Annotated in this window: 19 protein-coding genes; 11 read left to right on the top strand and 8 right to left on the bottom strand. The window is 57.8% G+C overall.

All coding sequences use genetic code 11. The features are described 5' to 3' along the window. Positions 1–12: 12 nt before the first annotated feature. From GOW40_RS17165 to GOW40_RS17120, 10 genes are all read left to right on the top strand, one after another. Complete coding sequence (locus GOW40_RS17165; RefSeq protein WP_171231100.1) at positions 13–318, top strand: YciI family protein; 306 nt, start codon at positions 13–15, stop codon at positions 316–318. Between the two features lie 265 nt (positions 319–583). Further along, positions 584–2,473 (top strand): biosynthetic arginine decarboxylase, encoded by a 1,890-nt coding sequence (gene speA / locus GOW40_RS17160; protein WP_171133098.1) that lies wholly within the window; start codon positions 584–586, stop codon positions 2,471–2,473. Between the two features lie 19 nt (positions 2,474–2,492). Further along, positions 2,493–3,704: a saccharopine dehydrogenase family protein gene (locus GOW40_RS17155; protein ID WP_171133097.1), complete on the top strand. Its 1,212-nt coding sequence runs from the start codon at positions 2,493–2,495 to the stop codon at positions 3,702–3,704. A gap of 87 nt (positions 3,705–3,791) precedes the next feature. Beyond that, a complete protein-coding gene (gene nspC / locus GOW40_RS17150; RefSeq protein ID WP_171133096.1) occupies positions 3,792–4,961 on the top strand; it encodes a carboxynorspermidine decarboxylase in 1,170 nt (389 codons plus the stop codon). Beyond that, positions 4,958–5,800, top strand: coding sequence for an agmatinase (gene speB, locus GOW40_RS17145; RefSeq protein WP_171231099.1), 843 nt, complete (start codon positions 4,958–4,960; stop codon positions 5,798–5,800). Before nspC ends, speB begins: the two co-directional genes overlap by 4 nt. 116 nt (positions 5,801–5,916) lie before the next feature. Beyond that, positions 5,917–7,335: a circularly permuted type 2 ATP-grasp protein gene (locus GOW40_RS17140; RefSeq protein WP_171133094.1), complete on the top strand. Its 1,419-nt coding sequence runs from the start codon at positions 5,917–5,919 to the stop codon at positions 7,333–7,335. A 3-nt stretch (positions 7,336–7,338) separates the two neighbouring features. Continuing rightward, the gene (locus GOW40_RS17135) at positions 7,339–8,280 is read left to right on the top strand and encodes an alpha-E domain-containing protein (protein WP_171231098.1); all 942 of its coding nucleotides are present in this window, start codon (positions 7,339–7,341) and stop codon (positions 8,278–8,280) included. A gap of 3 nt (positions 8,281–8,283) precedes the next feature. Next, positions 8,284–9,081 (top strand): transglutaminase family protein, encoded by a 798-nt coding sequence (locus GOW40_RS17130; RefSeq protein ID WP_171133093.1) that lies wholly within the window; start codon positions 8,284–8,286, stop codon positions 9,079–9,081. Between the two features lie 11 nt (positions 9,082–9,092). Further along, positions 9,093–9,824: a proteasome-type protease gene (locus tag GOW40_RS17125; RefSeq protein WP_171102576.1), complete on the top strand. Its 732-nt coding sequence runs from the start codon at positions 9,093–9,095 to the stop codon at positions 9,822–9,824. Continuing rightward, a complete protein-coding gene (locus GOW40_RS17120; RefSeq protein ID WP_171133092.1) occupies positions 9,814–10,239 on the top strand; it encodes a VOC family protein in 426 nt (141 codons plus the stop codon). Before GOW40_RS17125 ends, GOW40_RS17120 begins: the two co-directional genes overlap by 11 nt. A 59-nt stretch (positions 10,240–10,298) precedes the next feature. Here the strand turns inward: GOW40_RS17120 and GOW40_RS17115 are convergent, their stop codons facing one another. From GOW40_RS17115 to xdhA, 8 genes are all read right to left on the bottom strand, one after another. After that, complete coding sequence (locus GOW40_RS17115; protein ID WP_256367870.1) at positions 10,299–11,975, bottom strand: adenylate/guanylate cyclase domain-containing protein; 1,677 nt, start codon at positions 11,973–11,975, stop codon at positions 10,299–10,301. A 307-nt stretch (positions 11,976–12,282) separates the two neighbouring features. Beyond that, on the bottom strand, positions 12,283–13,356 hold the full coding sequence (locus GOW40_RS17110; RefSeq protein WP_171102570.1) for a BMP family ABC transporter substrate-binding protein: 1,074 nt from the start codon (positions 13,354–13,356) through the stop codon (positions 12,283–12,285). A gap of 31 nt (positions 13,357–13,387) precedes the next feature. Continuing rightward, a complete protein-coding gene (locus GOW40_RS17105; protein WP_171133090.1) occupies positions 13,388–14,308 on the bottom strand; it encodes an ABC transporter permease in 921 nt (306 codons plus the stop codon). 1 nt (position 14,309) lies between these two features. Beyond that, positions 14,310–15,392, bottom strand: coding sequence for an ABC transporter permease (locus tag GOW40_RS17100; protein WP_171102566.1), 1,083 nt, complete (start codon positions 15,390–15,392; stop codon positions 14,310–14,312). A 63-nt stretch (positions 15,393–15,455) separates the two neighbouring features. After that, positions 15,456–16,973, bottom strand: a complete 1,518-nt coding sequence (locus GOW40_RS17095) for an ATP-binding cassette domain-containing protein (RefSeq protein WP_171133089.1) — start codon at positions 16,971–16,973, stop codon at positions 15,456–15,458. Beyond that, complete coding sequence (gene xdhC / locus GOW40_RS17090; protein ID WP_171133088.1) at positions 16,970–17,905, bottom strand: xanthine dehydrogenase accessory protein XdhC; 936 nt, start codon at positions 17,903–17,905, stop codon at positions 16,970–16,972. The genes GOW40_RS17095 and xdhC overlap by 4 nt, the downstream gene beginning before the upstream one ends. Beyond that, entirely contained in the window at positions 17,895–20,306 is a 2,412-nt protein-coding gene (gene xdhB, locus GOW40_RS17085) for a xanthine dehydrogenase molybdopterin binding subunit (protein ID WP_171231097.1), read from the bottom strand. Before xdhB ends, xdhC begins: the two co-directional genes overlap by 11 nt. Continuing rightward, positions 20,303–21,703, bottom strand: coding sequence for a xanthine dehydrogenase small subunit (gene xdhA / locus GOW40_RS17080; protein WP_171133086.1), 1,401 nt, complete (start codon positions 21,701–21,703; stop codon positions 20,303–20,305). The genes xdhB and xdhA overlap by 4 nt, the downstream gene beginning before the upstream one ends. 339 nt (positions 21,704–22,042) lie before the next feature. On the opposite strand from xdhA, the gene dnaE reads away from it, so the two are divergent. Next, positions 22,043–25,570, top strand: a complete 3,528-nt coding sequence (gene dnaE / locus GOW40_RS17075; protein WP_171133085.1) for a DNA polymerase III subunit alpha — start codon at positions 22,043–22,045, stop codon at positions 25,568–25,570. Positions 25,571–25,624: the final 54 nt, after the last annotated feature.

Raw genomic sequence — 25,624 nt, 5'->3', positions numbered from 1 at the left:
AGGAAATGAGCTATGAAATACTTCATACTTTTCGAGGATAACCCTGACTCTGACCCGAACATCCGCAAAACTCATATGTCCCGGCACCTGGCCTTTCTGGAACAGAACAAGGGCAAGGTCGAGGCAGCGGGACCATTGGCCGACCCCGAAAACAAAGGCCGCGACGGCCTGTGGATCTTGGAAGCCGATTCTCAAGCCGAGATCGAAAAGCTTGTGCATGAGGACCCGTTTTGGCCGACGGGTCTGCGTCAGTCCTACGCAATCATCCCGTGGACCCAAGTGTTCGCGGGCTGCGTAAGCCGGTTCAACGTAACATAGGGAACCATGGGCTCGGCGCACAAGCACCCTAATGCAGTGACCGCGCTTTGTGCCGAGTTTCACATGTTGATTTTTGCCTGCGAAAATCAGATACGATGCGCGTGCGGGTCGTACGATTCTGGGCCGCCTTTGGGTATTGGAGTACGTTGATGATGTGGCATCATCTTCTGAATGCTGGACAGATAGAGCCCGCCTAGAACCGCGCTATTCCTCTGTCGCGTCGAAACCTCTATCCTCACCTAAATACTGAAAAAGGTATGTTCCCATGTCTGCTGAACAGCCCGTTTCCGACTCTGTTTACGGTATCGACCGTTGGGGCAAAGATCTGCTGTCTGTACTGCCCAATGGGGATGTGGCGCTGAAGGACCCGGCGCACCCTCAGGCGGCGCCGATCAGTCTGCCCGGTATTCTGGACGACTTGCGACAGCGCGGCATTGCCAGCCCGATGGTTCTGCGGGTCAAAAGCTTTCTTGAGGCTGAAATCCGTCATCTGAACGAAAGCTTCGCCGCAGCAATCGCAAAGTCGAATTACAAGGCCCCGTATCGCGGCGTCTTCCCGATCAAGGTAAACCAGCAAGCACAGGTGGTTGACCGGATTGTCGCCTTCGGGCGGCAGTATGATTATGGGTTGGAAGCCGGGTCAAAACCCGAATTGGTGATCGCCTTGGCACACCGTTTGGCCAAGGACGCGCTGATCGTGTGCAACGGGGTGAAAGATGCCGAATTCGTGCGTTTGGCAGTCCTGTCGCGTCGGTTGGGGTTCAATACGGTCATCGTCCTGGAAAGCCCCAAAGAGGCCGAGATTGTGGTCGAAGTGGCGCAAGAGCTGAACATCGATCCGCTCTTGGGCGTTCGGGTCAAGCTGACCAACCAGATCAGCGGCAAGTGGCAAAGCAGTTCGGGGGATCGGTCTGCGTTCGGCATGAACACCGATCAACTGCTGCGCGTCGTCGACCGTCTGCGCGGTGCAAACCTGTTGCACTGCCTCAAGCTCCAGCATTCGCATCTGGGCAGCCAGGTTCCCGACGTCAACGATGTGCGCCGCGCGGTCACCGAGGCCTGCCGCTATTTCACCGAGCTGACCAGCGACGGTGTACCACTGACCCATCTGGACCTTGGGGGTGGTTTGGGTGTGGACTACACTGGTGAGCAACGCGCAACCGAGAATTCGATCAACTATTCGGTGGCTGAATACTGCGCCAATATCGTGGAAACCGTGGCTTACGCGATGGACGAGGCCGGGATCGATCACCCTGTTCTGGTCACCGAAAGCGGGCGGGCGGTCTCGGCGACCTCGTCGATGCTGATCTTCGACGTTCTGGAAAGCACGCTTTACGATGCGCCAGATGCACCTTCGGTCGAACCCGATGATCACCATCTGGTTTCGGACCTTGCTGCCGTATCGGGCTATCTGGTTGAAGATCGGGCGCAAGAATGCTGGAACGACGCCCGGTTTTATCGGGACGAGTTGCGCGCCCTGTTCCGGCGCGGCTATGTCGATATCCGTCAAATGGCCCGAGCCGAACGCATCTATCTGAACCTGATGGCCCGGATCAAGGATATCGCGCAGGGTAACCCGCAAAACGCCGAGCTGGACCGCGAACTGCAAAAAATCGCTGATGTCTACCACTGCAACTTTTCGGTCTTTCAGTCTCTCCCGGATGTCTGGGCCATCGATCAACTGCACCCGATTGTGCCGTTGCAGATGCTGAACCAAACGCCAGACAGGCGCGCGGTGCTGTCCGATATCACCTGTGACAGTGATGGAAAAATGGATCAGTTCATACTGGCCGGGGATATCGCGCCGTCTCTTCCGGTGCACTCACTGCCCGAAGATCAGCCCTATTACCTGGGCGTGTTCTTTGTGGGGGCCTATCAGGAAACCCTTGGTGATCTGCACAACCTGTTTGGCGACACGAATGTGGTGACAATCGACCTGCGCCCGGATGGCAAGTTCGACCTGCTGCACGAACAAGAGGGCGACACCATCGCTCAGGTCCTGTCCTATGTCGAATATGACCCAGCCGATTGCGTCGCCGCCTTCCGCAAAATCGTGGATGAAGCCATCTCGGCGGGTGCGATCCAGGCCAATGAACGGAAAACTCTGATCGGGGCGTATCGCGACTCGATGAATGGCTATACCTATTTTGAATGATCTCGGTAAGGAGAAGATTATGGGAAAGACACTTGTCGTAGGGGCCGGCGGCGTCAGCCACGCTGCCGTGCACAAGATGGCGATGAATTCGGACATCTTTACCGAAATCACCTTGACCAGCCGCACCAAATCGAAATGCGACGCGATTGCCAAATCGGTCAAGGAACGTGTCGGCGTCGATATCGCAACCGCTGAACTGGATGCCTATAAGGTCGAAGATACGGTGGCGCTGATCCGCAAAACCGGGGCCGAGATCCTTGTGAACCTGGCGCTGCCCTATCAGGATCTGGTGCTGATGGACGCCTGCCTTGAGGCCGGGTGTCACTATCTGGACACCGCGAACTACGAGCCCGAAGACGAGGCCAAGTTCGAATACCACTGGCAATGGGCTTATCAGGAAAAATTCGAAGAGCTTGGTCTGACGGCCATTTTGGGCTCCGGCTTTGATCCCGGGGTTACATCCGTCTTCGCCAAATGGCTCAAGAAACACAAGCTTGAGACAATCCGCCAGATCGATGTGCTGGACGCCAATGGCGGCTCGAACGATCAGGAATTTGCCACCAATTTCAACCCCGAGATCAACCTGCGCGAAGTGCTGGCCGAGGTGCGCCACTGGGAAGGGGGCAAATGGCACCACAGCCCGGCAATGACCCACAAGGTCGAATTCGACTTCCCCGCCATCGGTCCCAAGAACATGTACCTGATGTATCACGAGGAGTTGGAATCGCTTTCGACCCACTTCCCCGAGATCGAGCGCGCCCGGTTCTGGATGACATTCGGCGACGCCTACATCACCCATGCCAAGGTGCTGCAAAATGTCGGCATGACCCGGATCGACCCGGTCATGCATGACGGCAAGGAAATCATCCCGATCCAGTTTCTGAAAACCCTGCTGCCCGATCCCGGCGATCTGGGGGCCGAAACCAAAGGCAAAGCCTGCATAGGCGATATCGCCACGGGTCAGGCCAAGGACGGCTCGGGCGAAAAGACCTTCTATATCTACAATATCTGCGATCACGAAGAATGTTTTGCCGAAGTCGGCAGCCAGGCCGTCAGCTATACTACCGGTGTTCCCGCCATGATCGGCGCGGCGCAGGTGCTGAAAGGCAATTGGCGTGATCCCGGCGTGTGGAACATGGAACAGCTCGACCCTGATGATTTCATGGACATGCTCAACGCCCACGGTTTGCCCTGGCAGGTTCATGAGCTCGACGGTCCCGTCGATTTCTAACTCCGGAACTTCTTCTGTTCAAAAATACCTCGGGGGGTCCGGGGGGCAGCGCCCCCCCGGCTTCTCCAAGCAGCGGAGACGCCTGACATGTCCGACATGATGACCACCCAAGCCGGTGACGCCGGCGCCTTCCGCGAATTCGACCTTGCTCGCGTCCCATCCCCTTGTTTCGTGGTCGACGAAAAGGCGGTTGAGCATAATTTGATGACACTGGCCGATATCGGCAACCGTTCCGGCGCGCATGTCCTCAGCGCGCTCAAGGCGTTTTCCATGTTCGCGCTGGCCCCGCTGGTGCGTCAACACCTGGGCGGCACCTGTGCCAGCGGTATCTATGAGGCGCGTCTGGGCCGCGAGGAATATGGCGGCGAGGTCGCTACGTTTTGCGCGGGGTACAAAGACGGCGATATTGACGAAATCCTGTCGCTCTCTGACCACGTGATCTTCAACTCTCCAGCGCAAAAGGACCGTTTTCGGGCCAAAGCACAGGCCGCAAGTGTTCAGGTTGGGCTGCGCATCAACCCTGAACACTCCGAGGGTGAAATCCCAAAATACGACCCCTGTGCCCCGTGCTCGCGCTTGGGCACCCCGGTCAGCCAATTGACCCCGGAGATTCTGCAAGATGTGGATGGGCTGCATATGCACACGCTCTGCGAACAGGGCTTCACACCTTTGCAGCGCACATGGGAAGCGGTGGAACCCAAGCTCAAACCTTATCTGGGCCAGCTGGAATGGCTGAACTTTGGTGGCGGCCATCACATCACCCGCGATGATTATGATCGGGATGGGTTGGTCGCCTTTATCCTATCCATCCGAGAAACCTATGGTGTCGATGTCTATCTCGAACCCGGCGAAGCCGTGGCGCTGGACGCAGGTATTCTGGTGGGTGAAATCCTCGACCTGCCCCAGAATGGCATGAAACTCGCCATTACTGATATCTCGGCCACCTGTCATATGCCCGATGTGATCGAAGCACCTTACCGCCCTGCGCTGATGGATGAGGCCAAAGCAGGCCATACGTACCGTCTGGGAGGGCCGTCCTGTCTGGCGGGCGACGTGATCGGGGACTACACGTGGAACAGGCCGCTGGAAATCGGCCAACGCTTTGCTTTCCTTGATCAGGCGCATTATTCGATGGTCAAGACCAATACGTTCAACGGCGTACCATTGCCGACGATTGCGCTGTGGAACAGCGAAACGGATGAACTGAAAATCGTTAGGCAGTTCGGCTATGACGACTTCAAGGACCGGCTATCATGAGCATTTTTCTAGACAGCGAATTGTCTGAAAGCGAACGACAGCAAAGCGCTCGCTTTCACGTCATTCCAGTGCCGTTGGAGCGCACCGTGTCATATGGGTCTGGCACCCAGGCGGGGCCATCGGCCATCATTGAAGCGTCGAACGAACTGGAGCGTTTGTGCAAGGGGATTGAACCTTGTGCTGCGGGCATATTCACTCGTGACGCCGTCGCCTGCGACGGACCTTTGCCCGAGGTCATGGAGCGTATCGCGGCCAAAACCGAAGCCGTTGTTAGAGCCGGCCAAATCCCGGTGGCTTTGGGTGGTGAGCATTCGCTGAGCTATGGCGCCGTTTCAGGCGTCGCGCGGGCTTTGGATGAACCTATCGGCATCGTGCAGATAGACGCTCATGCAGACCTGCGGATTGCGTATCAGGGTGAGGTACATTCCCATGCCTCGGTCATGCACCTGCTCAGCCAGCAAGGCATACGCCTTGCACAATTCGGTGTCCGTGCGCTCTGCCCGCAAGAGGCGGAAAGCCGTATCGCGAACAACGTCTTTCACGTGGACGCCGAAGAGCTGGTGACCGGCAATATCCACTCGGTCATGCTGCCCAAGGATTTCCCGCAAAAGGTCTATGTCAGTTTTGATGTTGACGGTCTGGACCCCAGCCAGATGCCCGCAACCGGCACGCCTGTCCCCGGCGGATTGTCGTTCTATCAGGCGCTGCATTTGGTTGAGAACGCGTTGCAGGGGCGGCATTGTGTTGGGTTCGATGTGGTCGAACTGGCCCCGAATGGCGACGCCGCTTGGGATTTCACCGCTGCTCAGATCGTGTACCGGCTTATGGCAGCGTGCTGAATGGCCGGTCCCCTTGGTTTTGGGCGGTGCCCGAAAAATAGTCACGTCGCCCAAGGTAGCGACTTTCCTAAGATTGTCCCTCTTGCAAACCTCGGTGCGTTCGTCAAACTGACTCTATGAGTGAATATTTTGATGAGATGTTCACCGGCAAGGGGACGCTTCGGGGGCCCTACGAAGAAATCGGTCGGTGGTTCAATGCGGAAGATGCCTCGCGGCTGCGGGCGAAACAGCGCGAAGCGGAAGAGGTTTTCCGACTTACGGGTATTACCTTTAACGTTTATGGCAAGGCCGAAGCCGAAGAACGATTAATTCCCTTCGACATCGTTCCACGCGTGATCTCGGGCCGGGAATGGCAACGCCTGGAACGCGGTATCGAACAGCGGGTGCGGGCGATCAACGCCTTCCTCTATGACATCTATCATCGGCAAGAGATTGTGCGGGCAGGGCGTGTTCCGGCCGAAATGATTGCGTCCAACGAGGCGTTTCTACCTCAGATGCTGGGTGTTGCCCCTCCGGGTCAGGTCTACACGCATATCGTTGGGATCGATTTGGTGCGGACCGGGCCTGACGAGTTCTTCGTGCTGGAAGACAATGCGCGCACGCCCTCCGGTGTCAGCTATATGCTGGAAAACCGGGAAACCATGCTCAAGATGTTCCCCGAACTGTTCAGCGCGACCAATGTGCGGAACGTCTCGGATTACCCGCGCAACCTGCGGCGGTCGCTTGCGGCTTGCGCACCGGCGTGCGCCGAAGGTGAACCAACCGTGGCTGTATTGACGCCGGGCATATACAATTCGGCCTATTACGAACACGCGTTTCTTGCCGATCAGATGGCCGTTGAACTTGTTGAAGGTCATGACCTGCGCGTGGTGGATGGTCGCGTTTGTATGCGAACCACGCGGGGCTACAAACCGATTGACGTGCTCTATCGCCGGGTGGATGACGACTTCCTTGATCCGTTGAATTTTGATCCCAGCAGTGCGCTGGGTGTGCCCGGTATCATGGACGTCTATCGCGCCGGAGGCATCACGATAGCAAACGCGCCGGGGACGGGGATCGCCGATGACAAGGCTATCTATTCCTACATGCCTGAAATCGTGGAGTTCTATACCGGCGAAAAGCCATTGTTGCAGAACGTCCCGACCTGGCGCTGTAGCGATCCGGACTCTTTGGCTTACGTCTTGGACAACCTTTCTGACCTCGTGGTGAAAGAGGTGCACGGATCGGGCGGGTACGGGATGTTGATCGGACCCACCGCCAGCAAAAAGGAAATTGCGGCCTTCCGGGCCAAGCTGAAAGCGCGCCCGGGGAATTACATCGCACAGCCGACCTTGTCCCTGTCTACCGTTCCGATTTTCGCCCGTTCCGGGCTTGCCCCGCGCCACGTGGACTTGCGGCCCTTTGTGCTGGTGTCACCAGAAGGTGTAAAAATCACGCCGGGTGGCCTGACGCGTGTGGCGCTGAAGAAAGGCTCTCTGGTTGTGAATTCCAGCCAAGGTGGCGGAACCAAAGACACCTGGGTTCTGGAGGACTAGGCCATGTTGGGAAAAACCGCAGGCGGATTGTTCTGGATGGCGCGATATCTGGAACGCGCAGAAAACTCCGCAAGGCTGTTGGAAACTGGTCAGCGAATGGCTTTGACCCGAACCCATAACTCGGTCGAGGAATGGGCTTCGGTGTTGAAGACGACGGGCGTGCTGGACGGATATCTGAGCAAATATAATGAGGTCACCAAAGACAACGCCATCGATTGGGTGTTGCGGGACATGGAAAACACCTCGTCAATCCGGTCGGTGATCAAACAGGCGCGCGACAATGCGCGACTTGTACGGACAGCGCTGACCCATGATGTCTGGAGCGCGGTAAACGCCACCTGGATGCGGGTCGATGCCACCATGAAACGCCGTGTCAGTGAACGCGATTTGCCTGGCGTGCTGGAAATGATCCGCCATCAGGCGGCTTTGGTGCGCGGTGCGAACCTGGGCACCATGCTGCGCAATGACATGTTCGATTTCACCCGCATCGGCACCTTTGTCGAACGCGCGGACAATACGGGCCGGATCTTGGACGTAAAGTACTATGTCCTGCTGCCCACCGCGTTTTCGGTTGGCTCATCGTTGGACAATATCCAATGGGAGAGCATTCTGCGCTCGGTGGGCGCGGGTGGCGGTTACCGCATTACCCATGGACAAAAGACAACGCCCTCCGATATCGCGCAGTTTCTGATCCTCGATCAGCGTATGCCGCGAAGCCTGCATTTCTGTTGCCGCAAGATTCAGGAAAACCTGGCCTATCTGAAAAAGGACTATGGTTTCGCCGGGTCTTCTTGCGAAGCATCGAATACATTATTCGACACGTATCTCGACAGAAGCATCGCGAACATTTTTGAGGCTGGCTTGCATGAATATATCGAGGACTTTCTGAGGGATCTCAACCAGTTAAGTCGGCAGATCGAAATTGACTATCGGTTCTATGAGTAAGCCATGAAACTACGGATCAAACATGAAACCCGATATGATTTTGACGCGCCGGTGCCGTTTGGGCTGCAGCAGCTGAGAAAGACGCCGAAATCCTTTCGCAATCAGCAGATCATCAACTGGACCACCGAGATCGAAGGCGGTCGAAAAGAGCTGAGCTTTGAAGACTATCACCGCAACACGGTTGAATTGATCAGCTTTGAACCCAACACGCAGACTGTTGTGTTGATCTCGGAAGGCGTGGTCGAGGTCGAGGATACTCATGGTGTTCTGGGACGTCACGAAGGATCAACGCCCCTATGGCTGTTTCAACGCGGCACCACACAGACCAAGCCGGGTCGGGGCTGTATGGAACTGGTCCGCTCGCTGCCCAAGCTCGAACCCTTGGAGCAGATGCACGCGCTTTCCGAGGCAATCCGGCAGGCGGTGACCTACAAGATCGGCAGTTCGAGCCCGGACTGGAGCGCCGAGGACGCCATCGAAGCTGGGTGCGGCGTCTGCCAGGACCATACCCACATCTTCATCGCCTGTGCCCGTCACATGGGGCTGCCTGCACGCTATGTTTCGGGCTATCTGATGATGAACGAGACCGAGCTTCAGGATGCCACCCACGCCTGGGCCGAGGTTCATCTGGACGGGCTGGGCTGGGTCGGGTTCGACGTCTCGAACGGCATATCGCCCGACAATCGCTATGTGCGCGTTGCGACAGGGCTGGACTATATGCAGGCGGCCCCGGTAGTAGGCAGCAGGCTTGGGCATGCGGCCGAGCAACTGAGTGTTCAGTTGCAAGTTGCACAGCAGTGACGGAGACTTAGATGACCTACGCAGTGGGGATGCGTTTGAAGCGCGGATTGGTGTTCATGTCCGATACGCGCACGAATGCGGGGGTCGACAACGTCTCTACCTTCAACAAAATGTTCAATTGGACGGTCGAGGGCGAACGGGCGATCACCATTTTGACCGCAGGCAATCTGGCGACGACGCAAGCAACCATCAGCCTGCTGGAGGAGCGTACCAAAGCCCCGGCAGATCGGTCCCCTTCGATCCTTGAAGCGCCAACGATGTTCCAAGTCGCGCAAATTGTCGCCGAAACACTGAACGACGTCATCGAACAACACGGGCGGTCGGGCCAAGAGGCTGACAGCGCCTTCCATGCGACACTTATTCTGGGTGGTCAGATCAAAGGCGGGGAATCGCGTCTTTTCTTGATCTATCCCGAAGGAAACTTCATCGAAGCAGGCGACGATACACCGTTCTTTCAGATCGGCGAGACCAAATATGGCCGCCCCATACTGGTGCGCGCCTACGACCCTAATATGAGCTTTCCCGAAACGGTGAAACTGTTGCTGGTCAGTTTTGATTCGACGATCAAAGCCAATCTGTCGGTTGGTGCCCCGTTGGACTTGCTGCTTTACACCGAAGACAGTTTTGAAGCTGGTGAGAAATCCCGGTTTGAGGCCGACGACCCCTATTTCCGAACAATCTCGGACGGGTGGGGAGACGCTTTGAAATCGGCCCTATCCAAGTTGCCCGAATATGAAACTTGAATTTCACCACATAAACTTTGTGGCCGATGATGTGGACCGCTTGCACGACTTCTATACCAATGTGTTAGGTCTTGATAACATCCCACAGCAGAATTTCCCACGATCCGAGGCCAATGAAGATAAGGGCTATGACGGCAACATCCAGTTTGCCACCGATGGCCATATGCAGATGCACCTAGCCGAGCGCGATTTTGGTGTAGCCTTCAAGAACGGACACGTCATCAACCCCGTTGAACGCGGCCACATCGCCTTTCGCACCGATGATCTAAAAGGGTTCCTCAAGATGCTTGACGAAAAGGGCATCCCCTATTCCGACTACGGCACGACGTTTTCCAAGGAATGGCATCAGGTGTTCTTTCAAGACCCCGAAGGCAACATCATTGAGGTTCACCAACAGGTCTCGACAATGATGTGATGCGGGCTCTGCTTGTCGGTTTTCGACCCTGTTTTCGGTGCCACAAGGGTCAGATAAGATCATTCTGGAAAGCCAGCCAGACGCAAACCGTCTATGAGATGTTCCAGGTCACTCTTGTTTTTGTAAGGAAGCCGTTCAGAGATTTTCGTAAGTGAGTCTTCTGGTCTCAGTCTAAGATACTCTTGCGAATGCATACGAGCTGCGTCCAAAACATCTAGCTTCGCGTAGGTGGCTGATAATAGCTGGTGCAACCCGTCATGATCCGGATATTTTCCCAGTCCCTCTTCAAGCGCCGCGATAGCAGCGTCGTAGCTCTTGGTGAGGTATAGTGCCGTTCCCAACACTTCGTAATAGAAACCCATGGCAAATACCGGGTTATATCGCAAAGCGAGTTGCGCTTCTCTAACGGCTTCTTCGCTCGCGCCGGCCGCTATGAGATAGTAACCCAACGCAAAATGAGCGTCGGCGTTGCTGGGTTCCAATTCGACAGCTTTTCGCCCTTCTGCGACCGCAAGCGAGTGCCGTTTTGTCCAGCAATAAACATCCCCAAGAACCATATGAGCCTTGCCAAGGCTGACGTCTAACTGCACCGCACGTTTTGCATGCTTCAAAGCCAGATCAAGCGAGGCCTCGGGATCATACCCCCACCGTTGGTTGGCGTCGTGCACCAAGGCCCATGCGAGTCCTGCATGTGCTGGTGCGTATTCGGGATCCAGTTCGATGGCGCGGGAATAGTGTTCCATCGCTTTGGCGTTGTCGATCTTGGTGCTGCGCGCATGAAAAGCATTGCCTTGCAACACATAGTCGTAAGCCTTCAAGCTTTTGACCTCTTTCCGGAACGCACGATCTTGCTCTGCCTGAGTAAGAGTGACGGCCAAAGTGGCAACAATGCTTTCGGCGATACGATCTTGAAACTCAAAGACTTCCGCCAAATCGCCGTCAAAACGGTCAGCCCAAAGTTGGATTGAATTGTCTGTATCGATCAGACTGGCGTTCACACGCACGCGACCGCTTCCCCTACGAACAGTTCCTTGAAGAATGTAGCGAACGCCCAGTTCAACCGCTGCTTCCCCAACGGATTGGGATCGGTTTTTGTATTCTCGGGTCGCGTTACGGGCCACGACAAAGAGACCAGAAATTTTGGACAAGTCGGTAGCGATGTCATCCGCAACACCCTGGGAAAAGTATTCGTCATCCGGGTCACTCGACAGGTTCTCGAACGGTAAGATCGCGATAGATGGCTTATCCTGCTTTGCCTGTACCGCTCCTTTTTCAGGCCAGCGAAAAACCCGGATTGGGCGCTCCAGCCCCTTTATGTTGTGCTCACCGGCATCGACGAAAATCGCTTCGACCCTGTTTCCCACACTTTCGTGCACCAGCAACGATATGCAAATTCCGTCGGGCTCGGCCAAAGCTTCGAGACGGGCAGCTACGTTCACGCCGTCACCAAAAATGTCATCATCATCGATTATGATGTCACCAAGATTGACGCCGATCCGAAGTCGGATCTTACCATTCACCTCGATGTTTCGCCGTTGTATCTTGAGCGCCGCCTCGACGGCATCAACCACACTGGAAAACTCCAAGAGCGCACCGTCGCCCATTTTCTTTACGATCCGTCCCCTTCGCTCAGCGACGATCGGATCAAAAATTTCAGCCCAAAACTGCTGCAACGCTGCCAGAGTGCCGGTCTCATCCTCTCGCATCAGACGCGAATATTCGACCACGTCTGCCATTAGTATCGCTGCTAGCCGTCGCGCCATTTCTGCTCCTATACACAGTTGAAGCTAACGAAACGCTTGTCGGAAATCTATTGGCGAAACAATTGCGAGGAAACATCTGACGAGGAAACTCGAGCAATCTCTTCAGCGCGCAAAGGCCATTGGGCGCGATGTTTCTTTGAAACGTTTTGGGCAGGCTCGCACTCATCAATACATGTTGAAGGTGGGCCAGCTTGCGCAAGGCAGTGTCAAACAGATGATAGATGTCCAAACAAAAAAGGCCCGCCGATCACAGCGGGCCTGATCTCGTTTGATGATCGGCTTACTGAGGAATTTCGCCCTCAAGGCCTTCTACATAGAAGTTCATACCGGCCAGGGTGCCGTCATCCGCCACTTCGCCCTCGGCCAGCCAAACGCTTCCGTCCTGTTTGTTGATCGGTCCGGTAAAGGGATGGTATTCGCCCGCGGCCATGGCCGCTTTCATGGCCAGCGCCTCTTCTTTGACATCCGCAGGTACGCGGTCCGAGATCTCGCCGATTTCAACCATGCCTTCGCGGATACCGTCCCAGGTGTTCACCGTCTCCCACGATCCGTCCATGACGGCCTGCGTGCGGGCGATGTAGTAGGGTGCCCAGTTGTCAATGATCGAGGAGACGCGCGGGAAGGGTGCGTACTCGCTCATGTCCGAGGCTTGGCCAAAGGTCACAACATTGCCCGCCTCTTGCGCAGCAGCTTGCGGCGCGGTCGAATCGGTATGCTGCAGGATAACGTCCGCGCCCTGTTCGATCAGAACGGTGGCCGCATCCGCCTCTTTTGCCGGATCAAACCAAGTATAGGCCCAGACGATCTTGAATTCGACATCCGGGTTGACGGCCTTGGCGTGCAGATAGGCCGAGTTGATGCCACGGATCACTTCGGGGATCGGGTAAGAGCCGATATAGCCGATGATGTTGGACTCGGTCATCTTGCCCGCGATATGCCCTTGAACGGCGCGACCCTCATAGAAACGGGCGGAATAGACCGAAACGTTGTCGGCGGTCTTGTATCCGGTTGCGTGTTCGAATTTCACATTCGGGAACTTCTTGGCGACATTGATTGTCGGGTCCATATAACCGAACGACGTGGTAAAGATCAGATCCGCGCCGTCGAGCGCCATTTGGGTCATCACGCGTTCAGCGTCGGGCCCCTCGGGCACCGATTCAACAAACACGGTTTCGACCTTGTCGCCGAAATGCTCTTCAACGGCCAGACGGCCCTTGTCATGTTCATAGGTCCAGCCGCCGTCGCCCACGGGGCCGACATAGACAAAGCCGACCTTTGTTTTGTCTTCGGCCATGGCGCTTGTCGCCAGACCAAGCGCCATGGCGGCGCTTGCCAATAGAGTGGTGAATTTCATGTGTTACTCCCCAAGTTGGTTCATTTGGCCCCTAGTGTGAGGCATGGAAGGTTCGGCCCAGTGAGGCAGGTGCGCTGCTCTTGTCAGCCGAAAGGATCACAAGCACAAGGATTGTGATGATATAGGGCGACATTGCCAGATACTCGACCGGAATGGCAACGCCTGCGGCCTGCAGATTCAGTTGCAATACCGTGATCCCGCCAAACAAATAGGCACCCAGCAGGGCCCGCCAGGGTTTCCAGCTGGCAAACACGACCAGCGCCAGCGCGATCCAGCCCACACCGGCGGTCATGCCCTCGGTCCACTGAGGCACACGGATCAGGCTGATATAGGCCCCGCCCAGACCTGCACAGGCGCCGCCGAACAGGATCGCCAGGATGCGGATCTTGATGACTTTGTAGCCCAACGCATGCGCCGCATCGTGGTTTTCGCCCACAGCGCGCAGGATCAATCCGACGCGGGTGTATTTCAGCGTGGCCCAGACGGCGGCCGTCAGCGCGATGCCCAGATACAAGATCGGGTCGTGTTGAAACAGGATGGGGCCGATCACCGGGATATCACTGATCACCGGAATATGGATATCGGCCATATCGGGCGGTTTGATGCCCACATAGCCTTGCCCCATCAGCGCACTGAACCCCAGCCCGAACAGTGTCAGCGCCAGACCGCTCGCCACCTGATTGGCCAGCGCCACTTGCGTCAGCAGCACAAACAACAGCGACAGCACCGCACCACCAATTGCTGCGGCAATGAAGCCCAGCCAGGGCGAGCCGGTCTCGACCGAAATCGCAAAGCCGCTGATCGCGCCCACGATCATCATTCCCTCGACACCCAGGTTCAGAACGCCGGCTTTTTCGACGACCAACTCTCCGATGGCAGCCAGCAGCAGCGGTGTTGCCGCCACCATCAGCGAGGCGATCAATAGGACGGGATTGATTTCACCAAGATCCATATCACGCCACCTCGCTACGGGCCGCACGGATGCGGTAATTGGTCAAAAGGTCGAAGGCCAGCAGGAAGAACAACAACATCCCCTGAAACACCTGAATGGCGGCGGCGGGCAGGCCCAGCTGAGATTGCGCGATTTCGCCGCCGATATAGGTCAACGCCATCAGGCCACCCGCCAACAGGATGCCCACCGGATGCAAGCGGCCAAGGAAAGCCACGATAATGGCCGTGAAGCCATAGCCGACGTTAAAATCGATGCTGACCACGCCGGATGGCCCCGAAACCTCGAACATCCCCGCCAGCCCGGCCAAAGCACCCGACAGGCCCAGACAGAACAGGACCAGCCGCGCCGGATTTACACCCGCAAACCTTGCCGCCCTCGGGGCCTCGCCGGTTAAACGTATGTGAAAGCCCAGCATGTGACGGTTTAGCAGCACATAGGCAAAGATCACTGCAATCAGTGCCGTTACGACACCCCAATGCATCCCTGATCCCGCGATCAACTCAGCATTGTAAGCGCTTTCATACTGTTGCAGGTTGCGCGAGCCGGGAAAGCCGAACCCTTCGGGGTTCTTCAGCAAGCCCAGCGAAACCGAGGCCAGCATCTGCTCGGCCACATAGACCAGCATCAGCGAGACAAGGATTTCGTTGGTGCCAAACCGAACCTTCAAAACCGCTGGAATTGTCGCCCAAATCCAGCCGCCGAGCGCACCGGCCATGACCATGATCGGAAAGATGAACCACGCCTCAAGCGGATAAAAGGCCAGACCCGCCGCCGCGCCGAAAATCGCGCCCATGATATACTGGCCCTCGGCCCCGATATTCCAGATGCCAGCCCGAAACCCAAGTGACAGGCCAATTGCGATCAGTACCAAAGGCGCGCCTTTTACAAGCAATTGGGGGCGGTAATAGAAGGCGAACTCGCCAAACAGAGGCTCCCAGAAGATTGTACCAATCGCTTCAACCGGGTTCTTGCCCAGTAGGGCGAACAAAACGCCGCCGAACACCATCGTGGCAATGACCGCCACCAGCGGGGTCGCATAAGACCACATCTTGGACGGCTGTGGCCGTTTCTCCAACACAATCACCAGCTCACCCCCGCCACAGCTTCTTCTCGTTCCAAATACGGCCGCCGGAGGCGGTACAACGCGTCACACATGCGCCACCTCCATGCCATGGGCTCCGCCCATCATCAGGCCGATCTCATCCACAGTCAGCACCGCTGTCAGGCGCGGCGCGCTCAGTCGTCCTTCGTTGAGCGCTGCAAAACTGTCCGAGATTTCCATCAATTCATCGAGATCCTGAGAAATGCAGATCACCGCGGTCCCCTCAGCCGCCAGGTCCAGTATGGCCTGCCGGATCGCCGCAGCCGCCGCCGCATCCACACCCCAGGTAGGCTGGTTGACGACCAGCACATCGGGGTTTTGCAATACCTCGCGACCAATGACGAATTTCTGCAGGTTGCCACCTGAAAGCGACCGTGCCGCGTTTTCCGGCCCCGGAGTGCGCACGTCAAAGGCCTTGATGATCTTTTCTGCAAAGCGAGTGGCCTCGGACCATTTCAGAAACCCGCTGCGCACCAGGCCTTCGCGTACCGAGCCGGTGAGCAAGGCGTTTTCAGTCAGGCTCATATCCGGCGCTGCGGCATGGCCCAAACGCTCTTCCGGCGCGGTCAGAACACCCAGTTTGCGACGCGCGGTGGGCCCCAGCTTGCCAATAGGTTGACCGTTGAACTTGATCGCGTCTGCCGAGGTCAGGATTTCCCCCGACAGCACACCCAGCAATTCATCCTGTCCGTTCCCGGCCACACCCCCGATACCCAGAACCTCGCCTTTGCGCACCGTCATGTGGATGTTCTTCAACGCGGTTCCGAATTCCGAGGGAGAGTGCACTGACAGGCCGCTGACATCCAAAGCAACCTTACCAAACTCACGGCCCGACCGTTCGGGCGTTTGCAGAGTTGCGCCGACCATCATCTCGGCCATATCCCGGGCCGAGGTCTCGGATGGCACGCATTCACCCACATTCTTGCCCAACCGCAGGATCGTGGCGTGATCGCACAGCGTGCGGATTTCCTCCAGCTTGTGCGAGATATAGAGGATCGAAGTGCCTTCGGAGCGCAGTTTGTTCAGCGTCTCAAACAGAATTTCGACCTCTTGCGGCGTCAAGACGCTGGTGGGTTCATCCATGATCAGCAGCTTGGGGTCTTGCAGCAGACAGCGGATGATCTCGACCCGTTGCCGCTCCCCCGCCGACAGGTCGCCCACGGTGCGAAACGGGTCCAGAGGCAGGCCATAGGTTTCCGACACCTCGCGGATGCGTGCGGACAGATCACCCATCGGTGGTGGATTTTCCATACCCAGCGCGATGTTCTCGGCCACGTTCAGCGCGTCGAACAGCGAGAAATGCTGAAACACCATCGCAATCCCGTCAGCCCGCGCTGCGCGCGGTTCTGGTGGAGCAAAGACCTGACCGCGCAGTTTCATCGTGCCGCTGTCAGGCTTCACCAACCCATAGATCATCTTGACCAGCGTGGATTTGCCTGCGCCGTTTTCGCCCAGCAGCGCATGCACCTCGCCTTCGCCGATGTCGAAGGACACCTGATCATTGGCCACTACGCCGGGGTAGGCTTTGGTCAGGCCTTGCAGGCTTAGAAGTGGAGTGGTCACGCGCTCAGGTCCTTCTTCAACTCGTTTTGTCGGGCTGGGCGCAAAAGCTGCGCGGCGACGCCCACGGCGATCATCTGCGGGTGCTTGCCCAAACCGGGGTCGCCGATGGGGCAGGTGATCCGGCTGATCCGTTCAGGAGAGTGTCCCAAAGCCGCCAGCCGCGACCGGAATCGCGCCCATTTCGTAGCCGAGCCAATCAGCCCCGCAAAGCGGAAATCGTGCAAAAGCAGCCTGTTGCACAGTTCCAGGTCCAGATTGTGTGAATAAGTCAGCACAAGATGCTCTGCATCTTTCGGCGCATGACGTACCAGCCCGGCCGGATTGGCGGCGGGAATGTGGGTCACTGCGTGCGGGATAGTCTGGGGAAATCGCTCGGGCGCGGTATCGACCCAGGTGATCGCCAGGTCGGGCAGTGGATTCAGGACATCCACCAAGGCACGCCCCACATGGCCCGCCCCCCAAATCCAAAGCTTGCGGTTTGGTTTGTGCACCGGTTCAACCATCCAACCGTCAACCAGTTGGGATTCAGGCAGGATGCCCTGACCCCGGGCCTTGGCCAGCAGTCGTTTGACCGAAAGGGGCATGTCATCGTCCGACGGTGACCGTGCAATCACCGAGTCATCCAGAGCTTCAACACTCTTTTGGTCATAGACCTCGGTCAGCAGTGAAACTGCCCCGCCGCAGCATTGGCCCAGCTCGGGGCCAAGCGCGTGATGTGTCAGGCGGGATTGGGTTGTCTGTCCTCGTGCGGCCTCTGCGGCTTGATGTTCCAGCGTACCACCGCCAATCGTGCCAGACTGCCCGCCCGACCAGACCAGCATCGCCGCACCCACTTCGCGGGGGGACGAGCCCTTGATCGCAGCGATGACCACGCGTACCACGCGCCCGTGGGCGTTGACGGCATTGCGCAAAGCGTCAAGATCAAACCCCATCAGCCCCTCCCTTCACGCGCTGGATGCTATGCCAGATTTCCTCTGCCGTCGCAGGGGCGTTCAATGCGGGATAGGCATCGCCACAGGCCGCAACCGCGTTCGACAGAGCCAACCAGGCCGAGATGCCCAGCATGAACGGGGGCTCCCCCACGGCTTTGGAGCGATAGATTGTCTCTTCGCGGTTTTCGCCAACCCACAACGCCACGTTGAAGATGTCCGGTCGGTCAGAGCAGGCGGGGATCTTGTAGGTTGAGGGCGCATGCGTACGCAGATTGCCTTTGCCGTCCCAGACAAGTTCCTCGGTCGTCAACCAACCCGCGCCCTGCACATAGCCGCCTTCAACCTGGCCGATATCCAAGGCGGGGTTCAGCGACGCCCCGGCATCGTGCAGAATATCGGTGCGCAGGATGCGGTTTTCACCGGTCAGTGTATCCACCGCAACCTCGGTGACAGAAGCGCCATAGGCGAAGTAGAAAAACGGACGCCCCCGACCTGCAATCCGGTCCCATTCGATCTTTGGGGTCTTGTAGAACCCCGTGGCCGACAGGCTGTTACGGCCTTGATAGGCGAGCGCCGCAGCTTCGGCGAAGGTATAACGTTCCGCGCCCACCGAAACATGCCCGTGGGCGAAGGTCACCGCGCTGGGGTCCGCCTGATGCCGCTCGGCCAGATACTCGGCCATCCGGTCGCGGATCGTGTCGCAGGCGGCCTTGACCGCCATGCCGTTCAGGTCGCTGCCCGAGGACGCCGCAGTGGCCGAGGTGTTGGGTACTTTGGCCGTATCGGTGGCGGTGATCTTCACCATCTCCAGCGGGATACCAAAGCGTGACGCGGCCACTTGCGCCACTTTCTGAAACAGGCCCTGACCCATTTCGGTGCCGCCGTGGTTCAGATGGACTGACCCGTCCTGATATACATGAACCAGCGCCCCCGCCTGATTGAGGTGGGTCAGTGTAAAGGAAATCCCGAACTTGACCGGAGAGAAGGCGATACCCTTCTTGATCACGCTGTTCCGGGCATTCCATTCCGCTATGGCGGCCCTGCGTGCGGCGTAGTCGCTGGATTTCAGCAGAGCCTCGGTCATCCCGTGCAGTTCGAAGTCACTGACCTCCATCCCGTAGGGCGTGGTGTTGCCTCCTACGGGCAGAGGGCGAACCGGTGCGTCACCGGTCTCGACCGCGCCGCGACTGGTCAGGTCCTCATGCGGGTCGGGGTGACCCAAAGGCTTCTCGGACGGAGCGACCTCGGCTACCGCATGCGCCGGCTCATAGTAATTCCGGCGGCACAGCTCCACCGGGTCAAGGCCCAGCACATGCGCGGCGTGGTCCATCACCCGTTCTATGCCGACCATCCCCTGCGGGCCGCCAAAGCCGCGATAGGCGGTGGCAGATTGGGTATTAGTCTTTAGCCGATGGCTTTCAATCCGGGCATTGGGCAACAGATATGCGTTGTCGGAATGCAGCATCGCGCGGTCGGCCACCGGCAGCGACAGGTCCTGTGCCCAGCCGCAGATGGCGTAATGATGGAACGAGACGCCTTGAATATGGCCGTGCTCATCAAACCCGGCTTTGTATGCGATCCGAAACGCGTGTCGCTTGCCGGTGATGACCATGTCATCGTCGCGGTCATAGCGCATTTTGCAGGCTTTGCCTGTTGCCCGTGCCGCTATGGCGCAGGCGACGGCCAGCGCGTTGCCCTGACTTTCCTTGCCACCAAAACCACCGCCCATGCGGCGGGTTTCGACCCGGACCGCGTGCATCGGTACGCCCAGAGCGTCGGCTACCTTGTGCTGAATCTCGGTCGGGTGCTGGGTTGAACTGTGCACCAGCATGTCCCCGCCCTCATTGGGCAGGGCCAAAGCGGCCTGACCTTCGAGGTAGAAATGCTCCTGCCCGCCAATTTCAAACGTGTCTTCAATCACATAAGCCGCGCCAGCAATGGCTGCGTCGGCGTCACCCTTGGCATAGATGCGTGGGCCATCTTCAAAGCGGCTGTCGGCGGCCAGTGCCTCTTCGACCGTCAGGATCGGCGTTTCTGCGGCATAATCGATCTTGCCCAGTCGTGCTGCCTTACGAGCGGCGAGATGACTGGTGGCGACAACCAGAAACACCGGCTGGCCGATATAATGAACGGTTCCGTCAGACAGCAGAGGTTCATCGTGGATCGAGGGAGACACATCATTGGCAAAGGGCAGATCTTTGGCGGTCATCACCGCCACGACGCCTGTGGCGTTTTGCACTTCGGTCAGGTCCATCCCAGTGATCTTGCCCTTGGCAATCGAGCTGAGACCAAAGGCCAGATGGAGAGTGTCTTTGGGCGTGGGAATATCGTCCACATAACGCGCCGCGCCCGAGACATGCAGCGGTGCTGCGTCATGCGGCAGAGGTTTGGTCACGCTCATGCGGACACCTCCAACACATTTGTGATCTCGCCCTGATCTTCGCGGTAATAGCGTTCCAGCATCGCTTTGGCGGTTTGCAGGCGGTAAGTGGCGGAGGCGCGCATATCCGTGAGAGGGGCGAAGTCCTGTTCAAACGCAGGCAGCGCGGCGTGGATCGTGTCGAGTGTCCAGGATTTGCCGATCATGGCGGCTTCGACGTGGGTGGCGCGTTTCGGAATGCCCGCCATACCGCCAAAAGCGATACGTGCCCGGGTAACCGTGCCATTCGTTACGGTGATATTGAAACAGCCGCAGACAGCCGAAATATCCTGATCGAACCGTTTGCTGAGCTTATAGGTTTTCAGCCTGTCCGGCTGGCGCGGGACGGTGACGTGCTCGACGAATTCACCGGGTGCGCGATCCTGTTTGCCATAGTCGATGAAGAAGTCTTCAAGCGGGATCGACCGCCGCGCATTGCCTTTGCGCAGATGCAGGGTGGCGCCAAGCGCGATGAGGGCTGGCGGGTTGTCTCCGATAGGGGAGCCATTGGCGATGTTGCCGCCAACTGTGGCCGCATGGCGAATTTGCACACTGGCGTAGCGGCAGATCATTTCCGCATAAGACGGGTGCAGGTCGGTCAGGGCGTCACCCAGCCGGTTCATATCGACCATGGCGCCAATGTGGATCTCTTCTTCGGTGAGGGTGATCTGTTTCAGATCATCGCAGCGGTTGAGAAAGATGACCGGGCCCAGATCGCGCAACTGTTTGGTCACCCAAAGGCCCACATCGGTTGCCCCAGCGATCAGTGTTGCGTCGGGGTGTTGCACGTAGAGCTCTGCCAATTCATTGCTGTTTTCGGGCAGGTGGGAGGGGGGCTCTGCCCCCCGGCTTTCAGCCTCCCCCCGAGGTATTTGAGAACAGAAGAAGGATTGGTCGGATGTGATCCAGTCGGGAACATCCCGGGTTTCGGCTGCTTTGGCAGCGCGGATGATCGGGGCATAACCGGTGCAGCGGCAAAGGTTGCCCGCAAGTTGGGTGTCATGGTCGGTCGCGCCATTCGTGTGGCTGGCAACCATCGACATGATAAAGCCGGGCGTACAGAACCCGCATTGTGAGCCATGCAAATCGACCATGGCCTGTTGCACCGGGTGGGGCTCTTTATCTGGTCCGCTGGCACCTTCGACAGTGCGGATCGCCTTGCCGTGCAGTTGCGGCAGGAACAGGATGCAGGCATTCAGTGCCTTGGCGCTGTCCGCTTCCGTCACCATAACGGTGCAGGCCCCGCAATCGCCCTCGTTGCAGCCTTCTTTGGTGCCGGTCAGCCCGCGCTCTTCGCGCAGCCAATCCAACAGCGTTGTCGTCGGATTGACATTCGTCAGCTCCACTGTCTCTCCGTTCAGAAGAAACGTGATGTTCATTCGAGAAACCCGTCGCCTTACCCGGTTGCGCCCCTGTGGCCCTCCTTCGATGCGACGTAGAAAGAGTGGCGGGCGGTAGCTTGCCGTCAGATGTTAGAAACAGCGCGGCGGATCTGGCAAGAAAAACTGCCTGTTTTGTGCACAATTGTATGCGCCGCTCAACGATGGTTGCGCCGACGCAAGGTGTAAGGCTCTGGAAAGAAATAGATTTATGAGTGGGTCGCCAGAAGATCCCGAAGCACCTTCAGGAAATCCCGAATAATCAGCGATGAATTGATAGGCAGTTTTTCTTGTCGGTTCCTTCTTTTGCCCGGGCACGGGCTGGGTTAGCGTTGCGCTATGAGCAGTTCCCCTCGATTCATTCACCTACGTGTTCACACCGAATATTCGCTGCTGGAAGGCGCTGTGCGGCTGAAAAAGCTGCCTGCCTTGTGCGCGCAGATGGAGATGCCCGCCGTTGCGGTGACGGATACCAACTCTATGTTTTCGGCACTGGAGTTTTCGGTGTCGGCCAGTGGTGCAGGTATTCAGCCCATTATGGGGTGTCAGGTCGATCTGACCTATGTTCAGGCACAGCCGGGTGAAAAGCCGAAAACACCTGCACCATTGGTGCTACTGGCACAGTCTGAGACAGGGTATGAAAACCTGATGAAGCTCAGCTCGTGCCTCTATGTGGACAAGGGTGGGCAGTTGCCGCAGGTCACGCTGGAGGAATTGGCCGAGCGGTCAGCAGGCTTGATCTGCCTGACCGGAGGGCCGGATGGGCCGGTTGGCATGCTACTGCAGCAAGGTCAGCGCCCTGCGGCCGAGGCTCTGGTGGACCGGTTGGCGGGGATGTTCCCGGATCGTCTTTACATCGAATTGCAGCGCCATCCGGGCGAGGATGGACAGCCCGAGGCCGAAAAGCGGACCGAGCGGGGTCACGTTGAAATGGCTTATGCCAAGGATCTGCCGCTGGTTGCCACCAATAATGTGTATTTCCCGACCTCGGACATGTATGAGGCGCATGATGCGCTGATCTGTATTTCCGAAGGTGCTTATGTCGATCAGCAGGAAGATCGCCGCCGCCTGACGGCGCAGCATTATTTCAAGTCGCAACAGGAAATGGCCACCCTGTTTGCCGATCTGCCCGAGGCGATTGAAAACACAGTTGAGATTGCCAGGCGCTGTGCTTTCATGGCCTATCGCCGCGATCCGATCCTGCCGAAATTTGCCGACGACGAGGTGGCCGAACTGCGCCGCATTGCCAATGAAGGCTTGCAGAAGCGTCTGGCCGTGATCCCCCATGCGGTGACGCCTGAGGAATACCAGGAGCGGCTGGATTTTGAGCTGGGCATCATCGAAGGCATGGGCTTTCCCGGCTATTTCCTGATTGTTGCAGACTTTATCCAATGGGCCAAGGATCACGACATTCCGGTTGGTCCGGGGCGCGGCTCGGGTGCAGGGTCGCTGGTGGCTTATGCGCTGACGATCACCGACCTTGACCCGTTGCGCTATTCGCTGCTGTTCGAACGGTTTTTGAATCCCGAACGGGTGTCGATGCCCGACTTCGATATCGACTTCTGTATGGACCGCCGCGAAGAGGTGATCCGCTATGTGCAGAAGAAATACGGGCGCGACAAGGTGGGCCAGATCATCACCTTTGGCGCGTTGCTGTCCAAGGCTGCGGTGCGCGATATCGGGCGGGTGTTGCAGATGCCTTACGGGCAAGTGGACCGCCTGTCCAAGATGATCCCGGTTGAAGGGGTTAAACCCGTCGGCATCGAAAAAGCGTTGAAAGACGAGCCGCGCCTGAGGGAAGAGGCGCGCAGTGAAGAGGTTGTCGAACGGCTGCTCAACTACGGTCAACAGGTCGAAGGTCTGTTGCGCAATGCCTCGACTCATGCGGCGGGTGTGGTGATCGGGGATCGACCCTTGGACGCGCTGGTGCCGATCTATCAGGATCCGCGCTCGGATATGCCCGCGACCCAGTTCAATATGAAATGGGTTGAACAAGCGGGGCTGGTGAAGTTCGACTTTCTGGGTTTGAAAACACTGACCGTGATCCAGAACGCGATGGATTTGATTTTCAAGTCAGGCCGCCCGCTTCATATCGCCGCCGATGGCACAGAGCTTTATGAGCCTGCCGAAGGGGCCGAGAACCAGATCAACGCGATTCCGCTGGATGATGAGGCAACCTATAAGCTCTATTCCGCAGCCAAGACGGTGGCCGTGTTCCAGGTGGAATCCAGCGGCATGATGGATGCGCTCAAGCGGATGAAGCCGGACTGTATCGAGGATATTATTGCGCTTGTGGCGCTATACCGCCCGGGCCCGATGGAGAACATTCCAAAGTTCTGCGAGGTCAAGAACAAGCTGAGCGAACGGGACACGCTACATCCCTCCATCGATCATATTCTGGACGAAACCCAGGGCATCATCGTCTATCAGGAACAGGTGATGCAGATCGCGCAGGAAATGGCAGGCTATAGCCTGGGTGGGGCCGATCTGTTGCGGCGCGCGATGGGCAAGAAAATCCAGGAGGCGATGGATGCCGAGCGGCCCAAGTTCCTCAAGGGCGCGGCCGAGAATAATGTGGATGAGGCCAAGGCGACCGAGGTCTGGAACCTGTTGGATAAATTCGCCAACTATGGTTTCAACAAATCCCACGCGGCGGCCTATGCGGTGGTCAGCTATCAGACCGGCTGGCTGAAGGCGAACCATCCGGTGGAGTTCATGGCAGGTGTCATGAACTGCGATATCCATCTGACCGATAAGCTGGCGGTTTACTTTGAAGAGGTCCGCAAAGGGTTGGAACTGCCCTATGTGCCGCCCTGCGTGAACCGGTCTTTGGCGACCTTCGACGTGGCGGACGGCCATTTGGTTTATGCGCTGGGCGCGCTCAAGAATGTGGGTGTCGAGGCGATGAATCTTGTGGTCGAAGGGCGACGCTCTAGGCACGCTCAGGGCGACCAGAACGATAAACCCTTCGTCAACCTGTTTGATTTCGCCCGCCGGGTCGATTTGAAGAAGGTCGGCAAACGTCCGCTGGAAATGCTGGCGCGGGCGGGGGCCTTTGATGAGCTCGACAAGAACCGCCGCCGCGTGTTCGAAAGCCTTGATCCGCTGGTGCAATATTCGGCTGCGATTCATGAGCAGAAAAACTCGAACCAGGTGTCGTTGTTTGGTGAGGCAGGGGATGATCTGCCCGAGCCGCGCTTGTCGCCCTCGCCCGATTGGCTGCCTGCTGAACGGCTGAGCGAAGAGTTCAAGGCTATCGGCTTTTACCTGTCGGGCCATCCGCTGGACGACTATATGCCCGCGCTGAAGCGCAAGCAGGTTCTCACGCTGGACGAGGTGACAGAAAAGGCGCGTTCAGGCCCGTTGATCGCCAAAATGGCCGGGGTTGTGGCTGGGCGGCAGGAACGGAAGTCGGCGCGGGGTAACCGCTTTGCCTTTGCGCAGCTCTCTGACCCGACCGGGGCGTATGAGGTGACCTTGTTCTCGGACACGCTAGAGAAATGCCGTGAGTTTCTGGAAACCGGCGCTCAAGTGGTGCTGACCGCTGAGGCCACGATGGAGGCTGACCAACTAAAGCTGCTGGGCCGATCCGTTGGCCCGGTGGATTCGGTCGTCGCCGAGGCCGGGGCAACGGGCCTGCGCATTTTTGTTGACGAAGCGCAAGCATTGCCCACCGTGGCCAAGGTTCTGGAAGACGCGGCAACCGCTACCAAAGGGGCCGCGCGCGGGCCGATCCAATTGCTGTTGCTCGACCCGGGCCTGCCCGGCGATGTTGAAATGGATCTGGGTCAGGATTTCCCAATCACCCCACAGATCAAGGGGGCCATCAAATCTCTGGAAGGCGTGATGATGGTTGAGGAGATATAATACTGTCAACCAAGTCGCTGACACTCCGGTCGGAGGCGGGGGCCGTAAAAGTAT

Source organism: Ruegeria sp. HKCCA6707 (assembly GCF_013033515.1).
Taxonomy (GTDB): domain Bacteria; phylum Pseudomonadota; class Alphaproteobacteria; order Rhodobacterales; family Rhodobacteraceae; genus Ruegeria.
Note: the sequence above shows the minus strand (reverse complement) of the source record. Positions and strands in the feature narration are given on the sequence as shown.

Bases quoted from the DNA above. Each gene is read 5' to 3' on its own strand.
- GOW40_RS17165 (WP_171231100.1), top strand. From the start codon at position 13: ATGAAATACTTCATACTTTTCGAGGATAACCCTGACTCTGACCCGAAC.
- speA (WP_171133098.1), top strand. From the start codon at position 584: ATGTCTGCTGAACAGCCCGTTTCCGACTCTGTTTACGGTATCGACCGT.
- GOW40_RS17155 (WP_171133097.1), top strand. From the start codon at position 2,493: ATGGGAAAGACACTTGTCGTAGGGGCCGGCGGCGTCAGCCACGCTGCC.
- nspC (WP_171133096.1), top strand. From the start codon at position 3,792: ATGTCCGACATGATGACCACCCAAGCCGGTGACGCCGGCGCCTTCCGC.
- speB (WP_171231099.1), top strand. From the start codon at position 4,958: ATGAGCATTTTTCTAGACAGCGAATTGTCTGAAAGCGAACGACAGCAA.
- GOW40_RS17140 (WP_171133094.1), top strand. From the start codon at position 5,917: ATGAGTGAATATTTTGATGAGATGTTCACCGGCAAGGGGACGCTTCGG.
- GOW40_RS17135 (WP_171231098.1), top strand. From the start codon at position 7,339: ATGTTGGGAAAAACCGCAGGCGGATTGTTCTGGATGGCGCGATATCTG.
- GOW40_RS17130 (WP_171133093.1), top strand. From the start codon at position 8,284: ATGAAACTACGGATCAAACATGAAACCCGATATGATTTTGACGCGCCG.
- GOW40_RS17125 (WP_171102576.1), top strand. From the start codon at position 9,093: ATGACCTACGCAGTGGGGATGCGTTTGAAGCGCGGATTGGTGTTCATG.
- GOW40_RS17120 (WP_171133092.1), top strand. From the start codon at position 9,814: ATGAAACTTGAATTTCACCACATAAACTTTGTGGCCGATGATGTGGAC.
- GOW40_RS17115 (WP_256367870.1), bottom strand. From the start codon at position 11,975: ATGGCAGACGTGGTCGAATATTCGCGTCTGATGCGAGAGGATGAGACC.
- GOW40_RS17110 (WP_171102570.1), bottom strand. From the start codon at position 13,356: ATGAAATTCACCACTCTATTGGCAAGCGCCGCCATGGCGCTTGGTCTG.
- GOW40_RS17105 (WP_171133090.1), bottom strand. From the start codon at position 14,308: ATGGATCTTGGTGAAATCAATCCCGTCCTATTGATCGCCTCGCTGATG.
- xdhC (WP_171133088.1), bottom strand. From the start codon at position 17,905: ATGGGGTTTGATCTTGACGCTTTGCGCAATGCCGTCAACGCCCACGGG.
- xdhB (WP_171231097.1), bottom strand. From the start codon at position 20,306: ATGAGCGTGACCAAACCTCTGCCGCATGACGCAGCACCGCTGCATGTC.
- xdhA (WP_171133086.1), bottom strand. From the start codon at position 21,703: ATGAACATCACGTTTCTTCTGAACGGAGAGACAGTGGAGCTGACGAAT.
- dnaE (WP_171133085.1), top strand. From the start codon at position 22,043: ATGAGCAGTTCCCCTCGATTCATTCACCTACGTGTTCACACCGAATAT.